The organism is Rhizobacter sp. P3_B12 (assembly GCF_056402895.1).
In genome coordinates, this window is sequence record NZ_JBFUGN010000001.1 from 1 (window position 1) to 19590 (window position 19590).

Consider the following 19590-nt stretch of genomic DNA (forward strand, 5'->3'; position numbering starts at 1 on the left):
GTTCCAGGCGGTGCGCACCGACCAGCTGTGGCTGCAGCCCCAGTCCCAGCCGCCGGCCACCGCCTTGCCGTTCGCATCGACGAACTTCAGCGTGTCGCCGGCATGGATGTCGACCTCGCCGGCGGCGTTCGGGCGCGCGGTGGACATCGCCGAGCGGTAGTAGACGCCGATCGTCGAGCCGTCGGTGGCGAGTCGCGCGGTGTGCCCGTACCACCAGATGAACTGCGCGCCGACGCTGTCGACGTTGCCCTTCTTCGTCAGCGTGGTGCGCGACAGCAGGGCGCCGTCGCCGCCGACGCGCACCAGGTCCATCCTGCCGCAGACGTTCTTGTCGGGCGTGCTGCTGCCGCGGCAGTACTTGGGCGAGTAGATGTCCGGGTCGTCGGCGACGACGGCCAGCGCCGCGCCGCCGGGCGTCGCGAGGATGGCATGCACTTCCAGGCCGGCCACGCCGGGCAGCGCGCGATCGAGGCCGTCGGCGGCTGTCAGCGCGGCCATGCGGATGGATGCGGCGCTGCGGTCGGTCCAGGCCAGCCAGGCGCTGCCGTCGCTGCGCGGTGCGATCACCGCGGGCGTGTACTCGTCGTTGGGGGCCGCGTTGCCGCCCACCGTCACCGCGCTCGCGCGCAGCCGCTGCGCCAGCGGGTCGCACGACGCGGGCGCGGGAGCGGGAGCGGGTGCTGGCGCGGGAGCAGGAGCAGGAGCAGGGGTCGGTGCAGGTGCAGGTGCAGGGTCGGACGAGCTGCCACCGCAGGCCGCGAGCGCCGCGATGGCGACGACCATGGCGGCGCCGGCGGTCAGCCGGTCCGCGTGCAGTTTCACGGCGCGACCGTCAGCTTGCCGGACCCCGCCGACGCCTTGATGGCTGCCTTCACGCCGCTGGCCGGCAGCAGCGCGCTGCCGTAGGCGTACGGCACGGTCCAGCCGACGCTGGTGCTGAAGCTGCATTGGCTCGTGTCCAGCGCCGCGCCGTTCAGCAGCGAGCCGCTCTCCTTGATCGCGCCGGTCTTGCTCGACGAGCCGGGGTTCTTCAACACGCTGGTGCAGCCGTTGGCGCCCTGGATGTCGAACGCGTTGTTCTCCGAGATGATCTTCGCCTTGTAGGCCACGCCGATGCTGTACTGGTGGGCGTACACCGGGTGCGACTTGCTGCCTTCGTAGTAGTTGTTGTAGACGTGCACGCTGCCGAAGCGCACGCGTGGCGCGCGCTCGGTGATGTTGCTGAACAGGTTGCCGTGGAAGGTGACCGTCAGGTGCGTGTCGTCGCTGGTCGTGCTGTCGGACGAGCCGATCAGGTTGTTCTTGTCGTGCTGGTCGAAGATGTTGTTCGACACGGTCACGTAGTCGGAGCCGTTCTTCACGTCGAGTGCGCCGTCATGGCACTGCTTGACCTTGCCGTTCTCGACCGGCGACAGGTCGTCGGTCTGCGGTGCGTCGGTGAAGGTGTTGTGGTCGATCCAGACGTGGTTCGAGCCGTCGACCGTGATGCCGTCGTACTCCGAGTTCCAGTTGCCGGCATCGCCGTCGTTCGGATCCCACACCGGGCCCACATCGCAGGGGTTGACGATGTGCAGGTTGCGGACGATGACGTTCTGCACACCGCTGACCTGCAGGTAGGCATTGACCAGGCCGGCGTCGCTGCCGGCGCCGATGAGCGTGGTGTTGCTCTTCAACGTGAGCCTGGCGCGTCCCTTCTGGTCCGTGGTGTTCGTGAACGCACCGCCGTTGTCGGCCGCGGCCATGTCGATACGGCCGACCACCTTGACGATCGTGGCCGCACTGCCGCCGGCCTTCAGCGCGGCCAGCAGTTCGGTGGCGGTCGTGACCTTGTAGACGGCCGAGGCGGTGGCCGTCGAGCCGCCGCTGGTGCCACCGGCCTCGCTGGCCCAGCCGGTGGTCGGTGCCACGTCGCGGCTGTTGTCGCCGGAGGCGGGTGCGGGGGCGGGGGCGGGGGCTGGCGCAGGAGCCGGTGCGGGTGCTGCAGGTGCAGGTGCAGGTGCAGGTGCAGGTGCAGGCGCTGGGGCCGGCGAAGGCGCGGGTGACGGCGCTGCTGCAGGTGAGGGCGCGGGTGCCGGGGCCGGCGAAGGCGTGGACGCAGGTGCGGGTGCAGCGGACGCGCTCGCCGGTGTGTCGGTCGACTCATCGTTGCAGCCGGCGAGCAGCGCGGCGGCAAAGAGGGCGGGAAGCAGTGTTCGCATGGGGGCCTCGGATCTGGTTCGGATTCGAAAACGATTGTGCGGAGCACGGCACCGGCAGACTTGACGGAACTCTGAACAGGCGATGAACGGCGCCCATGCGTTGGTGGCGCGAGACGCCGCGCAACAGGATGCAAGCGGGGCTGGCCCGCAGGCCGTCGGAATGACCAGGCTGGTCGCCTCGATGCGTCACATTGCTCACGACTTGAAACCGAAGTTCCCGGTCGCGTCACCCTGTCGACGTCGAGGCCATGTCGAGGCCTTTTGCGCGCCGCGTGGCGCCTGTCACATCCACTGACGATGGTCATCGATTGATCAACGGTCGGTCAAGCCGTGCCGCGCCTGCACACGTAGCCTCGCTGGCATGTCGTTGATGTCCCTCCACCCTGTGAAACGAACTTCCCCGCGCCTGTCCGCGCTGGCCCTCGCGTCGGTCCTTGCGCTGGGCGCGCTCGCAGCCTGCGGCGGCGGCTCGGGCTCGGCCTCGAGTGACGGCGCCACCGCGCAAGGCGAGTCCGCCGGCAGCGGCGGCGCCACCGACATCACCGCCGCCATCCTGGCCAACGCCGATGTCGTGCTGGCCGGCGATGCGGTGATCCGGCTGCCGGCAGGCGTCAGCACCTACACCGGGGTGATCTCCGGCCAGGGCCGGCTCACGCTCACGCCGGCCGGCGGCAGCGCCAGCCCGGGGACGCTGGTGATCACGCAGGCCAGCACCTTCACGCTGCCCGACGCGCAGCAGGTGCAGGTCGTCACGAAGAAGACCTGGCCCGGTGCCGGCTACCAGCTCGCGATCGCCGGCAGCAACCCACCGRTGCTGACCATCGATGCCGGTGCCACGCTGCAGATCGGCACCAACAGCAGCGCCGACAACAACCCGAACATCATTGCCACCTCCGACAGCAGGAACCCGGCGAGCGTGGTGAACGGCGAGGTCAACCTCGACAACATCCTGAACAACGGCCGCCTCGTGCTGAAGAGCGCGAACTTCATCCGCCTCGGGCAGGTCAGCGGCAGCGGATCRATCTCACAGCAGCCCGACGTGTGGGGCGGCAACACGCTGGGCGGTGCCAGCGCCTTCTCGGGCGTGCTGTCGCTGAGCGCCGGGCAGGACTTCGGCAGCAACCACGTCGCCGCGGCATTGCCGAATGCGAAGGCGGTGCTCAACGAAGGCTCGTGGCTGCTGTGGAGCCCGCCGGGCAGCGTCGTCACCGTCAAGCAGGACATCTTCGAGGCGGCCTTCGGTGGCGACATCAACTTCCATCCGATCGGCAGCTCGACGATCGTGATGAGCGGCGTCTACGGCCACACCGACAACAGCCCGCATGGCAGCCCGAACCTGGTCGATCCCGGCCTGAGCGACCCCGGCCTCAACCTGGCCAAGGTGATCTACCGCGGCGGCGCGAACGCCGTCAACGGCAACGACGCCAGCTACCGCGGCATCAACATCGAAGCCGGCGGCACCGTGCAATGGGGCGACGGCACGCACAATCGCTTCTTCCTGCCGTCGGCACCGTCGCCGGCGGCGGTGAACCCGCCGGCCGGCAAGAAGAACGCATACATCAACCTGCACCGCGGCGGCACGCTGGCCTTCGACTACAACGGCCCGGTGACGCTGAACGTCGGCATCACCGGCGGCGGTGGCGGGCCGGACAAGAGCGAGACCACCGGCGCCGGCAACGTCACGGTGAGGGGCACGCCGGGCAACGACGTCACCTTCGCGCAACCGCAGAACTACCACGGCATCACCACCATCGGCGCGAAGGCGGTGCTGCGCCTCGGGACCGGCCAGCCGGTGCCGTTGAACTACATCACCCTCAACGCCGACAAGAACACCCGCAGCACGCTGCTGCAGGCCACCTACAGCGGCGACGCCAGCCTGCTGGTGGCCGCGGCCGGCGACGCGATCGTCAACGACGGCCAGCTGGTGGTGCAGAACACCTCGACGGACATCGCGTTGTCGAACATCAGCGGCAGCGGCAGCCTGCTGCAGCGCGGCAGCGCCACCACGACGCTGTCGGGCAACCGCTACAGCGGCACGACGACGATCGACGGCGGCACGCTGCTGGCCGCCGGCGCCGATGCGTTCGGCACCGGCAGCGTGGTCAACAACGCCGCGCTCGGCTTCGCGAGCGGCCAGCACGAACTCGGCCTGGGCGGCAGTTTCACGCAAGGAGCGAACGGCGTGCTGACACTGAACATCGCCGGCACCCAGCCGGGCGTCGACCAGGACCACCTGTCGACGGCCGGCCGCGCGGTGCTGGGCGGAACCTTGAAGCTGAACGTCGGCGGCAGCCTGTCCTCCGGACAGACGCTGGTGCTGATCGAGGCCGCCGGTGGCTTGAGCGGCGCCTTCGGCACCATCGACATCCAGGGCACCCAGGTCGTGACCGGCCAGGACGCGACCCGCTTTTTCGTGAGGATCCCATGAGGCGTCGTCATCTTCTCGCGTCGGCCCTCGGGGTCGGCGTGCTCGGCGCGACCGGTTGCGGCAGCGAACCCGGCAGCGGTGACGGTGAGGGCGGCGCGGCGACCTCGGCGGCGCGCAGCTTCGTCCACCCCGGCCTGCTGCACACCGAGAGCGATTTCGAGCGCATGCGCTCGAAGGTGGCGGCCCAGGCCCAGCCGTGGCTGAGCGGCTGGAACGCGTTGACAGCCAACGGCCGCTCGCAGCTGGGCGCGTCGCCGCGGCCGCTGCAGACGGTGGTGCGCGGCGGTGACGGATCGAACTTCGCGCAGCTCTACATCGACACGGCGCGCGCCTACCAGCTGGCGCTGCGCTGGAAGGTGTCGGGCGACACGCGCTATGCCGATCTGTGCGTCACCTTCCTGAATGCCTGGTCGTCGACGCTGACCGCCATCACCGGCAACGCCGACCGCTTCCTGGCGGCCGGCATCTACGGTGTGCAGTTCGCCAACGCCGCCGAGATCCTGCGCAGCTACCCGGGCTGGGCCGCGGCCGACCTGGCGCGCTTCCAGGACATGATGCTGAAGGTGTTCTACCCGCTGAGCAGCGACTTCCTGGTGCGGCACAACGGCGCCGTGATCACGAACTACTGGGCGAACTGGGACCAGTGCGCGCTGGCCTGCCTGTTGAGCATCGGCGTGCTGTGCGACCGGGCGGACATCTACGACGAGGCGATGGCCTACTACCGCAACGGGGCCGGCAACGGCGCTGCGCTGCAGGCCGTCTGCCACGTGCATCCGGGCTACCTCGGCCAGTGGCAGGAGAGCGGGCGCGACCAGGGCCACGCGACGCTCGGCATCGGGCTGGGCGGCATGTTCTGCGAGATGGCCTGGAACCAGGGCGACGACGTCTACCGGTTCGACAACAACCGTTTCCTGGCGGGCGCCGAGTACGTCGCGAAGAGCAACCTGGTCGACGCGGCCGGCGCCTTCTACGCGATGCCCTACCACGAGTACAGCAACAAGCAGGGTGTCAGCACCGGCGTCTCGCCCGCCGCGCTGGGCATCCGGCGCCCGGTCTGGGAAGCGGTGCTGCACCACTACGAAGGCCGGCTCGGCGTGGGAGCGCCCTGGGTCAGGCGGCAGGCCGAGCAGCTGCGGCCGGAGTWCGACGGCGGCAACGGCGACCAGCTCGGCTTCGGCACGCTGACCTTCGCACGCGAGCCGCGCACCGGCGGCAGCCCGAGCGGCCTGACGGCGCGCCTGCACGGCGGCGCGGTGCGGCTGTCGTGGTGGGGCGTGCCGGGCGCGCCGTCGTACCGCGTCAAGCGGGCCGACCGCGCCGGCGGGCCCTACACGACGATCGCGACGGTCAGCGACCTGCTGACCTGGACCGACACGCCGCCGACGGGCGCCACCTTGCTGTACTACGTCGTCACCGCGCTGGACACCGCCGGCGGCGAGAGCGCCGCATCGGGCGAGGTGCCGGTGTCGGCGACGCCACAGCTGGTGCTGCACTTGCCGCTCGATGAAGGCGGCGGCCGGGTCCTCGACGGGCAGAAGGACTTCGTCAGCCTGCCGCCGGGCATCGTCGAGACGCTGGGCGATTGCACGCTGGCCGCACGCGTGCGGCTGGACGCCGCGCAGGCCTGGGCGCGCCTCTTCGACATCGGCTCCGGGCCACGCCGCAGCATGTTCCTGACGCCGCGCAACGCCGCCGGCGGCGTGCGCTTCTCGATCGACACGGTGCACGGCTACGGCGCGCAGATCATCGACGGCACGGCGGCCCTGCCGACCGGCACGTGGACGCACCTGGCGGTGACCCTGTCGGGCAGCACCGGCACCCTCTACGTGAACGGCGTGCCGGTCGGCACGAATGCCGCGATGACGCTGGCGCCCAGCGACCTCGGCGCGGGCATGGACGGCTGGATCGGACGCTCGCAATACGCCAGCGATCCCTACCTGAAAGGCGCCGTGCGCGACCTGCGCGTCTATGCCGGTGCGCTGGACGCGCAAGCGATCTCGGCGCTGGCAGCCACCTGACGCCTGCTCGGCAGCGGCGAGGCTTCTTGCGGCGGGCCGCCCCGGTTCGCGGGATGCCGTCCAGGTGTGACTTTGATCGCTTTGCCGCGCTCCGGTGGCACCGTACCGTGACTTCATGGACCGCCCATCCCACCTGCCCGCGCAGTCGCCGGCGCAGGTCTCCAGACTCGTCAACCCGACCACCTTGATCCAGCATGCCGCCGACGGCGCATTCCTGTGGATCCTGCGTGATCGTGCCGTGGCGTCGCCGCGATACCGCATGCGCAATCTGCTGGCCCTGGACCAGCGGATCGAAGCGAACCGCGAAGGACTTCTGCTGGCGGACGAGGACGGATGGGCCGCATGTCGCGACGGGCTCGCCTCGGGTGACGCGGGGGAGATCTTCGCCGCGGCGGTCGTGGCCTTCTCGACGCTTCGGGCAGACCGGATGCGCACGGCTTGCGAGGTTGCGCTCGCGGCCGAGGATGGCCAGCGCGCCCTCATCGCCGCATTGGCCTGGCTGCCGTTCGAGCCGCTCGCCCCGATCCTGCAGCGGCTGGCCGCAGGCGCGGATGCGCGACTGCGCCGCGTTGCGCTGCGCGCGATCGGCATCCATCGCCAGGATCCCTTCGATGCGCTCCAGGCGGCGCTCTCGCATGACGATCCAGGGGTCGTGAGTGCCGCGGCGAGAGGCCTCGGGGAATGCCGCCGGCGGGATGCGGTGCCGCTTCTGCTCGCGCATCTCGACTGCGCGCCGCCGGCCGCGCGCTTCTCGCTGGCGTGCAGCCTCGCGCTGCTGGGTCWCCGCGAGGCGCTCGCGCTGCTGGCGTCCACGGCCGAGGCGGGGGGCGTGGAGGCGATGGCGGCGGTCGAGGTGTTGCTGCGGGCGCTGCCGCTCGCGCAGGGGCGACAGATGCTGTCGAGTCTCAGCGGTCGACCGGGGCGGGAGCGATTGGTCATCGCCGGCACGGGCATCCTGGGCGATCCGCTGGCCGTTCCCTGGCTCATCGCGAAGATGGCCGATCCCGCGCTGTGCCGCATCGCTGGGGAAGCCTTTTCGCTCATCACCGGAGCAGACTTGGAACACCTCGATCTCGACCGCAGCGACTCGGGTGAGGATCCTTCGGGCGATGCGGAGGACGATGTCGAGGATGGCGTCCATCCCGATGACCATGAACTGCCGGTGCCCGACCCGGTGCGTGTCGAGGCATGGTGGGGCGGGCAGGCGTCATCGATGCCGAAGGGCGTGCGCCATCTGTGCGGTCGGCCGATCGCCGTCGGCTCGCTGGTGGAGGTGCTTCGCCACGGCTATCAACGGCAACGCCGTGCTGCGGCGCTCGAATGGGTGCTGCATCGCGAGGACGCCCTGTTCTTCGACGTCCGCCAGCGCAGCGACGGGCAACAACGGGTCCTGCGGACATGCAATTGATCAACCGGACGCGCTTTCCGGCGGCCTGGACGCTGGGCTTTGCACGCAACGGCCGGGAGGTGGTGGTCGTCGTCGCCAAGGCGACCTACGCCTTCGATGCAGCCAGTGGCGAGGTCAGGCCGGGCGACGTCCAGGATCCGCTGGTGAAGGCGGACGAGTTCACCGGGACGCCCGGCCTGAGCGCGGTGCTGCGCGAAACCGACTTCGCGACGTTCAAGCCCCGATGCGACGTGCTGCTGAACGGCAGCGCGCATGCGCCTGCCGGCACGCGGGTGCGCAGCCTGCCGGTCGGCATGCGCGTCGGCCCGATCGCCAAGGCCTTCAAGGTCTCGGGCGACCGCGTGTGGAAGGCCAGCCTGCTGATGCGGGCGCCGAGCGAGCCGGAACCTTTCGCCAGCATGCCCATTTCCTATGACCGGGCCTTCGGTGGCGTGGATGCCTTCGGCGGTGACGATGTTCCTGTCGCGTACTACGCCGCCAATCCGGTCGGCCGTGGATATCACCGGCGGACGTCCGGGACGCTGGTGGACGGCACGCCCCTTCCCAACACCGAGGAACTGGATCGTGCAGTCGATGCGCCGGACGGCCGCTACGTGCCGATGTCGTTCGGTGCGCTGGGCCGGAATTTCCCGTCGCGCCTGGCGCACGCCGGCACCTATGACGAGCGCTGGCAGGCCACGCAGGCACCCTTCTGGCCGGAGGACTTCAGCTACGAGTATTTCCAGGCGGCGCCCGTCGAACAGCAAATGCCTTATCCGCGCGGCGGCGAAACGGTCACGCTGAAGAATCTCACGCCGGGCGGCCACGCCGGCTTCCACCTGCCGGCGCTGTCGCTGTCCGTGCTCGCGAACTTCCATGAGAAGCGCGAGCGGACCTTCGAGATGGCCGTGGACACCGTGCTCATCGAGCCGGACCAGGGGCGGCTGACGATGGCCTGCCGTGTCGGCATCCCGATGGCGCGCAGCCTGTTCGACCTGCGCGAAATCGTGCTCGATACCACCACGGCGATCCGGACCCGGCCCTTCCACAACGGCAAGCCCCACTACCGGAGCCTGGGCGACTACGTGCGCGCCCGCTCGCGCGGAAAGATCATCAAGTGAAGCCGCTCTTCATGGTTGCCCACGGCATGTGCACCGCCGTCGGATTCAATGCATCCGCATCTGGCGCGGCCATGCTGGCGGGCATTTCCGGCGCGTCGCAGGGCATGCTGTGGGATGCTGAATCCGGCGAGTTCATCAACTGCTGCCGCGTGCCGCTGCGGCAGTGGTGGCACGGCGTGGGCAAGCTGGGCGCCCTTGCCGCCGCCGCGATCGAGGAGTGCCTGTCCGCGGGCGCGATCGCAGACCCGTCGAAGGTGCCCATCCTGCTGGGCTGTGCCGAGCCGTCCCGGCCTTGTCCGCTGGTGCCGCTCGGCGATTCGCTGCTCGTGCAATTGCACGAGCAATTGGGCGTGGCGCCGCATCCGCTGTCGCGGCTGGTGCCGCTCGGGCAGGTGTCGGGCATCGCGGCCTTCGACCTGGCCCACGAGATCCTGGAGCGCGGCCTGGCGAGCCACTGCATCGTGGCCGGCGTCGACAGCTACCTGCACCAGGATGTGGTGGAGGCGTTCATGTGCCACCGGCGGGTGCTGACGCCCGCCAACTCGAATGGGTTCATTCCGGGCGAGGCCGCCGGCGCCGTGCTGTTGTCCCATCAGGCCCCACCCACGCCGCACCTGGCCATCACGGGGTGGGCGGGGGCGCGCGAGTCCGGCACGATCGAATCCGAGGAGCCGTTGACCGGCCGAGGCCTCGTGGAAGCGATCGAAGGCGCGTTCGCCCGTGCCGGTACCGACATCTACGCCACGCAGTACCGCATCACCGATCTCAACGGCGAGCATTACAAGTTCAAGGAAGCCGCCCTCGCGATGGGGCGGGTGATGCGGCGCCGGCACAGCGAGTTGTTCGATGTCTGGCATCCGATCGAGTGGATCGGCGAGGTTGGCGCCGCGATCGTGCCGTGCGCGCTCGGCTACCAGCTTCATGCGAGCATCCGCGATGCCGCGCCGGGACCGCAATGCCTGGGGCATGCCGGCACCGACAGCGGCGAGCGCGGCGCCTACGTTTCCAGATATGCGGGAGGAGCCTGAATGGGCAGCAATGTCTTCGCCAACGGTCGAGAAGTCTCCAGCAAGGCCGACGGCAACATGTCGAATGCAGCGATGCCCGACGTCTGCCTGACTCCGCCGCCGCCGCCGGTCGGGCCGATCCCCATCCCGTACCCCAACTTCTCCAGCGACTCGGACACCGACGAGGGCACGCGCGACGTGCAGATCGGCGGCAAGCAGGTCGGGCAGAAGAACAAATCGACCTTCAAGAAGAGCACTGGCAACGAGGCCGCGACCAAGGCCGTGGGCATGGGCGTCGTGACCCACACCATCCAGGGCGCGACCAAGCATGCCGCGTGGTCCTTCGACGTGAAGGTGGAGAACGAGAACGTCACCCGCCACCTCGACCTCACCACCCACAACCACGCGTCGGATCCGATGAACACCGGCTCGATGACGGTGAAGGTGGGAACGATCTCGCTGGCCGACCCCAAGAGCGACGAGTGCAAGGAGCTGGAGGGCGAGAACAACCAGAAGCGACAGGCGCTGAGCCAGTCTTCCACCAGCACCACGGTCACGCACGGAAGCTTCAAGGCGGCGAATGGAAAGACCTCGAGGCTGTGGTCGTGCAGCCGGAGGCTGGAAGGGATCAACGATCCCAGCTACTGCGCCGGCCTTCCCTATGATCGCCCGTTGAAGGTGTTCAACCAGAAGGGCGTGGAGCGGGACGCCATGCAGGCAGCGCCAACCAACCTGTGCGAGGAGGCGGTCAACAACCGCAACTTCCAGTACACCAACGACATCAACATCCGCAATCCGCACACCAGCCACACTGAGCCACGTATCGTCGAGTCGATGCTGGAGCGCTTCGATGTCAGCGGCGGAACGCTGACCTTGTCCATCAACTGGAACTCGAAAGCGGGGGCGCAGGACGTGCCCTGTGACAACTGCCACCGTCTGCTATGCGCGGCGGCGGCGTGTGGATTGAACATCGTCCTGTGCACGACGGTGGAGCAGCCCCCGTGCGATGACGACCTCAGCGGCAGCTATTGAACTGACAGGAGCAACATGCCGACACTTTCCATTCCTGCGTACATCCTGCATTCCGATGTACAGAACAAGCCCGTCGCCCATGCCTGGCGCGGCGCCGCGGACTTCACCCGGGAGAACGACAAGCTCGCCCAGCAGCTGACCACGCTCAGCCTGCGCGCCCGGCTGGCCTGCGCGGCGGCGACGGCCGAATGGATCTACTGGCGCCTGCGAGGAGAGACCGATTTCGACGCGCCGTTGCAGATGATCGAGGCCGCGTGGGCCGCGAACTGCGATGTCCGCTATTGCCAGACGCCCACGGTATCCGAGTTCGAGGACCGCAAGGGTCCGGTCAACGGTGTGCTGCGGGCATCCAAGGACATCCTGGCGAACGTGCTCCGCTCCTACAAGGCCGAGTCCGCGGGCAGCCTCACGTCGCGGACGGTGTATCTGTATTTCCTCGCTCGTCACGTCCTTCCTGACAAGGCTGCGTTCGATGCCTGGCTGAAGGCCGCCATCAAGCGCCTGGCGCTGCTGTATCCCCATGTGGAGGGGCAACTCGGCGAGCCCGTTCCCCGCGAGGCCATGAACACGGGAGAGGACTTCCAGAAGGCAGACGCGCCACGGCTGCTCGCTGATTTCCTGGCGCGGCTGACGCCGGCCGAGAACCGCTATCTGCGCAGCCCGGAACAGGTGCTGGCCGAAGGTTTCGCCGGTACACCCTACCGGCTCTCCTGAGCGTCGAGGTCCCGATGCCGTTGAACCGCCCGCACTACATCCATCCCATCGCCGCCGGATCGCGAATTCCGTGGCCGTGGGACGACTGGAACGTCCGGCAGGCCTACATGCCGGAAGATGCGCTGCTGGCAGCACGTCTTCAGCCGCTTGCGCGGCGGGCCCAACTCGCGATGGGGGTGGCCATCGGCGAATGGATCGTCTTCACGCTGGAGGCGCTGGATTCCGATGTCCGGCCACGGCAGTACCTGCAGGCGGCCTGGGCCGGCACCGTGCACTTCGCATGCTGTCCGTACAGGGAGTTCGTCGACCGGGAGTGGAGCGGCCCGGTGCGTGGGCCGCTGCACCTGACGATGGCGTTGATCAACGACACCCTGCATTTCGAGGACGCCGCGCCGGCCGAGAACGCGGGTTGGCTCTCGACCTTGGCCCAGCTCGTGGTCCCCGAGGGTTCGCCGTACATGGCCTGGCGGGATGCCGCGCTGAATCGGCTGGAGCGCTTGTTTCCTGCACTCCCGGAGGACGACGATTTCGAGTACGACTGGCAGGCCGCCGAGCCGCTGGTGCCGCGCGAGTGTTTCGATCCCACCGCCCCCTTCGACCCGTCGATGAGTGCCGGCCTGGTTCGACGCGCGCTCGCCGATATCGACGATGACACGAATCCCTACGCGAGCACCCCCGCCCAGCGCGAGCGGGCAGGGGTCGTGCTGCCGTTGTCCGAAGTCGATTGAGTGCGGGGTTCCCCGGAAGTACCGCTTTGCAAGCGGTACGAATTGGTATCTTTGAGAAACCTAGGTTGGAATACCAATCCAGTACCAGCACACTCCCCCCTGGTTTTTGTGATGCATCTCAACCGGAGATCAGGGTGATGAAAGTGAAAGCATTGGGATTGAGCATGGTTGCCGTCGCGATCGGCAGCATGTGGGGGCAAGTCCAGGCCGCGTCGGCCTACGGCGAGCAGGGCGCCTGGGCCAGCGACGTGCAACTGGCGCAGTCCAGCGCGCCTGCCTGGCGCGAAGGCGTCACCTACACCGTCGGCACGGTGGTGAGCTATGGCGGCCGCGACTATGTCGCGCTGGTCACCCACACCGCCTGGGCGGGCACCAACTGGACGCCGGCGGCCACGCCGTCGCTGTGGTCGCCGACCAATGCCGCGCCTGCACCCGCACCGGTTCCTGCACCCGCTCCCGCGCCGTCACCCGCACCGAGCCCCGCGCCCGCACCGGCCCCCGCGCCGAACCCGGGCGGCACCTGCTACCTCGCCTGGGTGGCTGGCACCGCCTACACCGGCGGCGCGACCGTCAGCTACAACGGCGTGAACTACAAGGCCAACTACTGGACGCAGAACAACAACCCGGCCACCAGCAGCGGCCCCGCCGGCAGCGGCCAGCCGTGGACGGCCGTCGGCAATTGCGCCGGCACCCCTGCGCCGGCTCCTGCACCAGCGCCCGCGCCTGCACCTTCTCCCGCCCCCGCTCCAGCCCCCGCGCCGTCGCCGGCCCCGGCTCCCGCACCCGCGCCTGCACCGGCCCCCGCGCCGGCCCCGGCGCCCGGCGGCCGCCAGGTCGGTTCCTACTTCACGCAGTGGGGCGTGTATGGCCGCGGCTATGAAGTCGCCGACATCATCTCGTCGGGCTCGGCCAACGCGCTGACCTTCGTCAACTACGCCTTCGCCAACATCTACCAGAAGAATGGCGGCTACGAGTGCGCCCAAGGCATCGACAAGCTCGAGCCGGGTGCCACGAACCCGAACGATCCGAGCGCCGGCACCGGCGGCGACGCCTGGGCCGACTACGGCCGCACGCCGCTGCGCCTGGTCGGTGCCGCGCCGACCTGGGATTCGAAGCTCGCCGGTTCCTTCAACGAACTGAAGGGGCTCAAGGCCAAGTACCCGAACATGAAGGTGCTGATCTCGCTCGGCGGCTGGACGTGGTCGAAGTGGTTCTCCGCTGCTTCGCAGACCGATGCGCTGCGCAAGCAGCTGGTCAGCTCGTGCCTGAACATCTACATCAAGGGCAACCTGCCGGCCTACAGCGGCAGGGGAGGCGACGGCGTGCTGGCCGGCGTGTTCGACGGCATCGACATCGACTGGGAATTCCCGGCCGTGATCGGCCAGCCGTACAACACCGTGAGCGCGGCCGACCGCCACAACTTCACGCTGCTGATGAAGGAGTTCCGCGCCCAGCTCGATGCGGTGAACGGCAAGCACTACCTGCTGACCGCTGCGCTTGGCTCGGGCAAGGACAAGATCGACGCGACCGAGCCCGGCCAGTACGGCCAGTACATGGACTGGGTCAACCTGATGAGCTACGACTTCCACGGTGGGTTCGAGCCGCAAGGCCCGACCGACTTCCAGTCGAACCTCTATCCGGATCCGTCGGGGCCGAACTACTACGACCCGCTGAAGCCGGGCGTGCGCAGCGTCGCGTCGTACTACAACATCGACGAGGCGGTGGGCATCCTGCTGCAATCGGGCATGCCGGCGAACAAGATCAACCTCGGCATTCCGTTCTACGGCCGCGGCTGGACGGGCGTGGCGAACGTCAACAACGGGCTGTACCAGAAGGCCACGGCGCCGGCGCGCGGCACCTACGAGGCGGGCATCGAGGACTACAAGGTCCTGAAGACCGCTCCGGGCACGGTGTTCGTGCACCCGATCACGAAGCAGAGCTACAAGTTCGACGGCACGAACTTCTGGAGCTACGACACGCCGGAGGTGATCCAGACGAAGATCAACTACCTGAAGTCCAAGGGGCTGGGTGGCATCTTCAGCTGGTCGCTGGACGGTGACCTGAACGGCGAGCTGATGAAGGCCACGGCCGCCGCGAAGTAAGCCGCGGAGCCGTCGCGCACCTGCCCGGGTGCGCGACGGCTCAGTGCGGGATCTGCTTGAAGTACACCGCACCGGTGCCGGTGCAGCTGCCGGCGGTCCGTGCGAATGCCGCGGTGTCCGCGCTGACTGCCGTGAACGCATTCAGCGGCGCACTCACCAGGTAGCGTTCCCGCGTCAGGGCGGTGAAACCTTCGACGCAGAACGAGCCCGTCGCGGAGGCCCCGTTCTCGTAGGTGACTGAAGCCACCGGTGCCCTGATCGAACAGGTACGACGCCAGGGTCGGCGCGTTGGGCTCCCCGGCCGCACCGCGACGGACTCGATGCTGCTGTCCGGTGACTGCCCGTGCCAGCCGCGGCAACTCGCAGTTTGCGTCCAGTTGACTCAATCGGCATTCAGCAACCAGCGTGCGGTAAGACGAAACCGCGAACGCGCTGCGGGTTTACTGAACTCCACGGCGCGGTTCCTGCGCTTCACGACGCCTCAAGATGTGCGCCGCAACCCCCGCACCGAGCGCTCCGGTTAGGGCTCCGAAAACGCTGAGTTCTGGCGAGAAGGGGCGGTCTGCACTACCGACAACAACCGGCAGGACGTACATGATTGCAGCACCAATAAGCGCACCGAGGACGGAAGCTGACTGTTGGGGCCTCGGCAGGCGCCAGGTGAACGCAAATAGTGCAGGCCCCAGGCAGAGACTGGTGGGGACCGCGATGAGGCCCGCAAACAGCCAGATTGCAGGACTTCCAAAGAGCACATCGACGGGATCGGACCAGAATCCACTTGGGCAGACCAGCTCGGCCACGAACCAGAGCGCAGGTGCCGCAAGTGTTGCTACCACGGCGCCGAGAAGAGACGCCTTGATCCGCGCCAGCAAAGGTGGCGGTAGTCGCAAATGGGGTTCTCCCCGCGCGGAGTCGTTCATGTGGCCGAAAGTTCGACGTAAGGGGCGTCCCGTCTGCGGGACATCACCTTGACAGAGGGGTTGGCAACTGTCTTCAAAGTCAAGTCTGTTCCGAAGGTTTGAGATGCCGAGTCGCGGCCCCAATGTTCATTGGGCCTTGCAACACGATGTGAGCATTTTTTCGAACCGCGTATCCGTGGGCTCAACGCGGTGCAATGCTGCATCTTTGCGCAAGTTTTCCAGCACAGGGGCTCCTCCCTGTTGTATTGCCTCACGGATGGTCCGCTCCGCCACGGTCACATCACCATTCAAAAACTGGGCGTAGCCCAAATTGGCGAGTACTGCAGCGCATTCTTCTTGCGCGCAAATGAGCGTGGCCTTTTGCAAGTCAGCCACCGCGCGTGCCAGCAGAAGTGCCGGACTCTCGGCATTTAGTAGCAGCCGCTTTGATTCCACCACCCGTGTATCTGAGGCGTTGCTTAACGCCCGCGCTACCAAGGTGCCAATTTCGGAGTCGTCGTCTTGGGCAAAACGCTCCGCCAGCAAATCGTTTATTTGCCGTTCTTCTTGCAGCTTGTCGGTCAAGCCGGAGCCCAGCGCCATATTGCTCAGGCTTCGGGCCAGCACTTTGCGCACACCGGGCGCTGTGTCCTTGGAAAAGTTGGCATACGTCAATTGATACAGGATCTCAGCGTCGGCATACTCTTCTTCAATGGTCAGCTGTTGCGCTACGTTATAGAGCCTGGCGGCCACATACTCGCGCAGTATCGGGTTCGGGTCTTCACTGAAAGTTTCTGCAACCCGGTCGTAGTTCACCTGTACGCTGCGCGTGTCGGAAAGGGCTTTCAGGCTGACAGCGCGGTTAAAAAAAGCAAATGCAACCTGTTCGCGCATTTCGTTTGACAGGTCAACGTGGTAGATCCGTACCGCCCGGTCATACGCCTCAATGGCTTGCCTGTAGCGTTGCAATTTGTGCAGTGTGGCTCCCATGTTCACCGTGCCTTTCAGCACGACTTCCTGCACCTCACCATCACCCCGACCGTCTAGCGCATTGCTGAGTAGCGCGTAGCTGGCAACAGCTTCTTCCAGTTGTCCTTGGACGGCGAGTGCCGCGCCTTTGTTGAACAGCGATTGCATTGCTACCAAACGCAGCGGTGCGTGCGTGCTGGTTCCATAGCGGGTGTAGACCGTGTCGTACAGCGCCATGGCCTTCGCAGTTTTTCCCAGTGCTGCCAAGCTGATGGCCTTGCCATACCAGGCCCGCCCCAGTTGTACCAATACGGGCGCGGCCTTGTCAGCCGCGTACCGCTGAACGACCCCATCGTAGGTGTACAAGGCCTGCGCCGTTTCGCCCAATGTTTGCAGGCCGATGGCCTTGTTCACCTGCGCCTGTGCGACCCGTTGACGTACCCGTGGCGACGGCGCCCGCCCATAACGCGCTTTTATTTGGTCGCACAGGGCAATAGCGGCTCGCACATCGGTATGCGACAGCTGTACAGCGGCATTGACCAAGGCCACCGCTACGCTGGCTTGCAGGGTGGGTTCAGTCTCCGTGCCAAAGCGGGTGTCAATGCGCTTGTAGGCCGTGATAGCGGCCTGAGCGTCCCCGGCCGCTTGCCAATTGATGCCAGTGTTGAAGAACGCATCTGCCAGCTTTTCTTTGAGCACCAGCTCCTGGCGTTGGCCGTATTCGCGGTCAATCCGCGCATATACCGCGCGCTCCGCTTCCAGTTGCTGCTGCTGGCCCAGGTCGTAGCCTTTGTTGATCAGCGCTTTGAGCACTTGCACCAGTACATTGGGGGCAGGGTCTTGGCCAAACCGTTCGTACACCATGTCGTAGGTGGCGGCGGACTCTGCAAACTTGCCGCTTTGCGATAACGCCGCGGCCTTGTTCAGCATGCCCTGCGCCACTTGCGCGCGGATCAGCGGATCCGGGCTTTTGCCAAAGCGGGCATACACCAACTCCGATACGGGCGCACTGCCATACGACTGGGCCTCAGCACTGGTATATGCCAAGCCCGGCGTTTGACCGTGGGCAATACCTGCGGCCAGCAACCACCCTGCCAATACATTGAAGTAGCTCCTCAAGAGAAGCAGGCAGGACTTGACGCTCATCACTGTCATGGTAGGGGGCAACGACTTCGCCAACAGGGTTGATGATCACCGGGTCACCGGTGCCGGCTATGGAGATTACATGGCTAGATCTTGGCGCCCGCCTTGATCAGCGCAGCCCGCACCTCTTGTTGATCGCCGAAGGTGGCGAGGAGCAGCGCGTTCATGCTCCTTTGGCTGGGGTCGACCGCATTGGGGCTCGCGCCTGCCTTGAGCAGAGGGCCCACGGCGGCGCCGTTGTAGTGCTTGATGGCGTCGATCAAGGCTGCGTCGAGTTCTTTTCGGCTTGCGAAAGCGTTGGAGTCGAGCCTGAATTGGACCTGTCCTTCGCAATGGGCGCGCACTGCCTCACCCAAGGAGCCCACCCGGTCGCACGGGTCCATCAGATTCCCAGCTTGGGCGTTGGCAGCGCGCAGCGCCAGTTGCAAACCCATGTAGTTGCCGTTCGACGCATACGTCGTGTCATCCGAGAGCAGCAGGGTGGAGTGCCCATCGGCGTTCGCCGTCTGCACCACCAACCGTAAGCGCACATCCTGGTCGCCTGCCAGGTTCTGCGGCAGCGTGAGTTGAAAGATGCCATCGCTGCGCAGGGCCACGGGGTCTTTTGCCAGATTGACCGCCCAGGGCAGGGGCTTGCTTTGCGCCAAGGTGGTGGTGGTGCCGTCGCTGGCGGCTTGGCTCAGCACCAGACGAATGCTTTCCACCCGGCAGTTGTCAGCCGGCTTGCAGGCGCCAGCTGGCGCGAGCGCCAGCTGCTGAATGCGCATGCGCAACTCCCCGCGGTGCACTTGCGCCTGGCCTTGCAGGTGGGCGCGCAAGTGCCCATCGTCGAGTAACCAGTTGCTGAGCAGCACACCAAACTCCGGTGTGTGCACGCGCGTGCTCAGGCGCCAGGAGGCATCGGTTTCGTCCGCGCCCCGCGCGCGTTCCACCCCCGCCACTGACGCGTCATCGACCGGCACGCTGTCCTCTGACATGGTCATGACCGGCCAGTTCTCGGGCTGCGCATCGGAGGACCACATGGGCATGAGCCAACTCCACGCGACCCAGCCCACCACACCGAGCGACAGTGCGAACGCGCCGCGCCGGACCCAGCGAAGGCCACGTTGGACGCGTGCTGGCGATGCAAGCCCAGACGCGTAGCCCGGCTCCGGCAGGCCCGAAGGTGACGGGGCGTCTGTATCGGGTGGCAGCGCATCCGAGGCGTCGTCTCTGCTGTCCAGGCTGGTTGCGCGGGACGTTTCGGCTTGGGTCTCAATGTGAAAAGGCCATGCCTCGTCCTCCCCCTGGAGCACCAGGGAGACGTACCAAAAGTCGTCTTCTGAACCCGGCAGATCGGTGGGAAGGGTGAATTGGGCCGTGACGGCCTGCACCATGAGCTCGCCGTCCACCAGCGTGGGGACCGGGCTGGCCATAAATTTGCGCTCCCAGACGCACCCAAAGCCGCTCATGTCTTCGTCCGGCGAATCAATGCTCACCAGCAGTGTCCAGACCTGCGCCTTCAGAGGTCGGGTCAGGTTGAAGGTTGCCGTCGTGGACACGCCGTGGGGCACCGGGTCCTGCGAGAGTTGCAGCGTGACGCCAGTGCCGCGCAGGCGACTGAGCCAGAGCAACAAGGTGCCTACGGCAAGCCCTGCACCCGTGAGTGCCGCCACGCCTTTGAACCATTCCGCAATGCCAGACTCGGGTACCACCAGCCCCCAGACCAGCGCGTTCCAGGCGATGGCGATCACTGTCAACATCGGTGCGCCAGTGCCGGGCGAGGTTTTGCGGTGGGGGATCGATTTCTTCATGTGCAAGCATTGTCACCGTACCCGCAGGCGCGATGTACCGCAGACGTTGCG

The 19590-nt window shown here is 67.1% G+C and carries 13 protein-coding genes and 1 pseudogene; 9 read left to right on the forward strand and 5 right to left on the reverse strand.

Annotation, left to right across the window (positions count from 1 at the left end; translation table 11 throughout):
- Together AC1D01_RS00005 and AC1D01_RS00010 are read right to left on the reverse strand one after the other, a co-directional pair.
- A pseudogene (locus AC1D01_RS00005) lies at positions 1–822 on the reverse strand (hypothetical protein); the annotation flags it as partial.
- Positions 819–1907 carry a pectate lyase family protein gene (locus AC1D01_RS00010; protein ID WP_477864066.1) on the reverse strand — a complete coding sequence of 363 codons (1089 nt, stop codon included), beginning with the start codon at positions 1905–1907 and terminating at the stop codon, positions 819–821. The pseudogene AC1D01_RS00005 and the gene AC1D01_RS00010, both read right to left, overlap by 4 nt.
- Before the next feature lie 676 nt (positions 1908–2583).
- On the opposite strand from AC1D01_RS00010, the gene AC1D01_RS00015 reads away from it, so the two are divergent.
- From AC1D01_RS00015 to AC1D01_RS00055, 9 genes are all read left to right on the forward strand, one after another.
- Positions 2584–4626, forward strand: coding sequence for an autotransporter (locus AC1D01_RS00015; RefSeq protein WP_477864067.1), 2043 nt, complete (start codon positions 2584–2586; stop codon positions 4624–4626).
- Entirely contained in the window at positions 4623–6644 is a 2022-nt protein-coding gene (locus AC1D01_RS00020) for a LamG-like jellyroll fold domain-containing protein (protein WP_477864068.1), read from the forward strand. Before AC1D01_RS00015 ends, AC1D01_RS00020 begins: the two co-directional genes overlap by 4 nt.
- A 115-nt stretch (positions 6645–6759) precedes the next feature.
- Positions 6760–8052, forward strand: coding sequence for a TIGR02270 family protein (locus AC1D01_RS00025; RefSeq protein ID WP_477864069.1), 1293 nt, complete (start codon positions 6760–6762; stop codon positions 8050–8052).
- Positions 8043–9152 carry a DUF2169 family type VI secretion system accessory protein gene (locus AC1D01_RS00030; protein WP_477864070.1) on the forward strand — a complete coding sequence of 370 codons (1110 nt, stop codon included), beginning with the start codon at positions 8043–8045 and terminating at the stop codon, positions 9150–9152. Before AC1D01_RS00025 ends, AC1D01_RS00030 begins: the two co-directional genes overlap by 10 nt.
- Complete coding sequence (locus tag AC1D01_RS00035; protein WP_477864071.1) at positions 9149–10180, forward strand: beta-ketoacyl synthase N-terminal-like domain-containing protein; 1032 nt, start codon at positions 9149–9151, stop codon at positions 10178–10180. The genes AC1D01_RS00030 and AC1D01_RS00035 overlap by 4 nt, the downstream gene beginning before the upstream one ends.
- A complete protein-coding gene (locus tag AC1D01_RS00040) occupies positions 10181–11191 on the forward strand; it encodes a DUF4150 domain-containing protein (RefSeq protein WP_477864072.1) in 1011 nt (336 codons plus the stop codon).
- Positions 11192–11206: 15 nt separating this feature from the next.
- Positions 11207–11905, forward strand: coding sequence for a hypothetical protein (locus AC1D01_RS00045; protein ID WP_477864073.1), 699 nt, complete (start codon positions 11207–11209; stop codon positions 11903–11905).
- A 14-nt stretch (positions 11906–11919) separates the two neighbouring features.
- A complete protein-coding gene (locus AC1D01_RS00050) occupies positions 11920–12633 on the forward strand; it encodes a hypothetical protein (RefSeq protein WP_477864074.1) in 714 nt (237 codons plus the stop codon).
- Between the two features lie 137 nt (positions 12634–12770).
- Positions 12771–14735, forward strand: a complete 1965-nt coding sequence (locus tag AC1D01_RS00055) for a glycosyl hydrolase family 18 protein (RefSeq protein ID WP_477864075.1) — start codon at positions 12771–12773, stop codon at positions 14733–14735.
- A gap of 40 nt (positions 14736–14775) precedes the next feature.
- Here AC1D01_RS00055 and AC1D01_RS00060 read toward each other — a convergent pair whose 3' ends face one another.
- From AC1D01_RS00060 to AC1D01_RS00070, 3 genes are all read right to left on the reverse strand, one after another.
- Positions 14776–14982: a hypothetical protein gene (locus AC1D01_RS00060; protein WP_477864076.1), complete on the reverse strand. Its 207-nt coding sequence runs from the start codon at positions 14980–14982 to the stop codon at positions 14776–14778.
- Positions 14983–15781: 799 nt separating this feature from the next.
- A complete protein-coding gene (locus AC1D01_RS00065; RefSeq protein WP_477864077.1) occupies positions 15782–17749 on the reverse strand; it encodes a tetratricopeptide repeat protein in 1968 nt (655 codons plus the stop codon).
- A gap of 83 nt (positions 17750–17832) precedes the next feature.
- Complete coding sequence (locus AC1D01_RS00070; RefSeq protein WP_477864078.1) at positions 17833–19539, reverse strand: ankyrin repeat domain-containing protein; 1707 nt, start codon at positions 19537–19539, stop codon at positions 17833–17835.
- Between the last annotated feature and the right edge of the window lie 51 nt (positions 19540–19590).

Coding starts and splice junctions, on each gene's coding strand:
- AC1D01_RS00030 (WP_477864070.1), top strand. CDS start 8,043: ATGCAATTGATCAACCGGACGCGCTTTCCGGCGGCCTGGACGCTGGGC.
- AC1D01_RS00040 (WP_477864072.1), top strand. CDS start 10,181: ATGGGCAGCAATGTCTTCGCCAACGGTCGAGAAGTCTCCAGCAAGGCC.
- AC1D01_RS00045 (WP_477864073.1), top strand. CDS start 11,207: ATGCCGACACTTTCCATTCCTGCGTACATCCTGCATTCCGATGTACAG.
- AC1D01_RS00050 (WP_477864074.1), top strand. CDS start 11,920: ATGCCGTTGAACCGCCCGCACTACATCCATCCCATCGCCGCCGGATCG.
- AC1D01_RS00055 (WP_477864075.1), top strand. CDS start 12,771: ATGAAAGTGAAAGCATTGGGATTGAGCATGGTTGCCGTCGCGATCGGC.
- AC1D01_RS00065 (WP_477864077.1), bottom strand. CDS start 17,749: ATGAGCGTCAAGTCCTGCCTGCTTCTCTTGAGGAGCTACTTCAATGTA.
- AC1D01_RS00070 (WP_477864078.1), bottom strand. CDS start 19,539: ATGAAGAAATCGATCCCCCACCGCAAAACCTCGCCCGGCACTGGCGCA.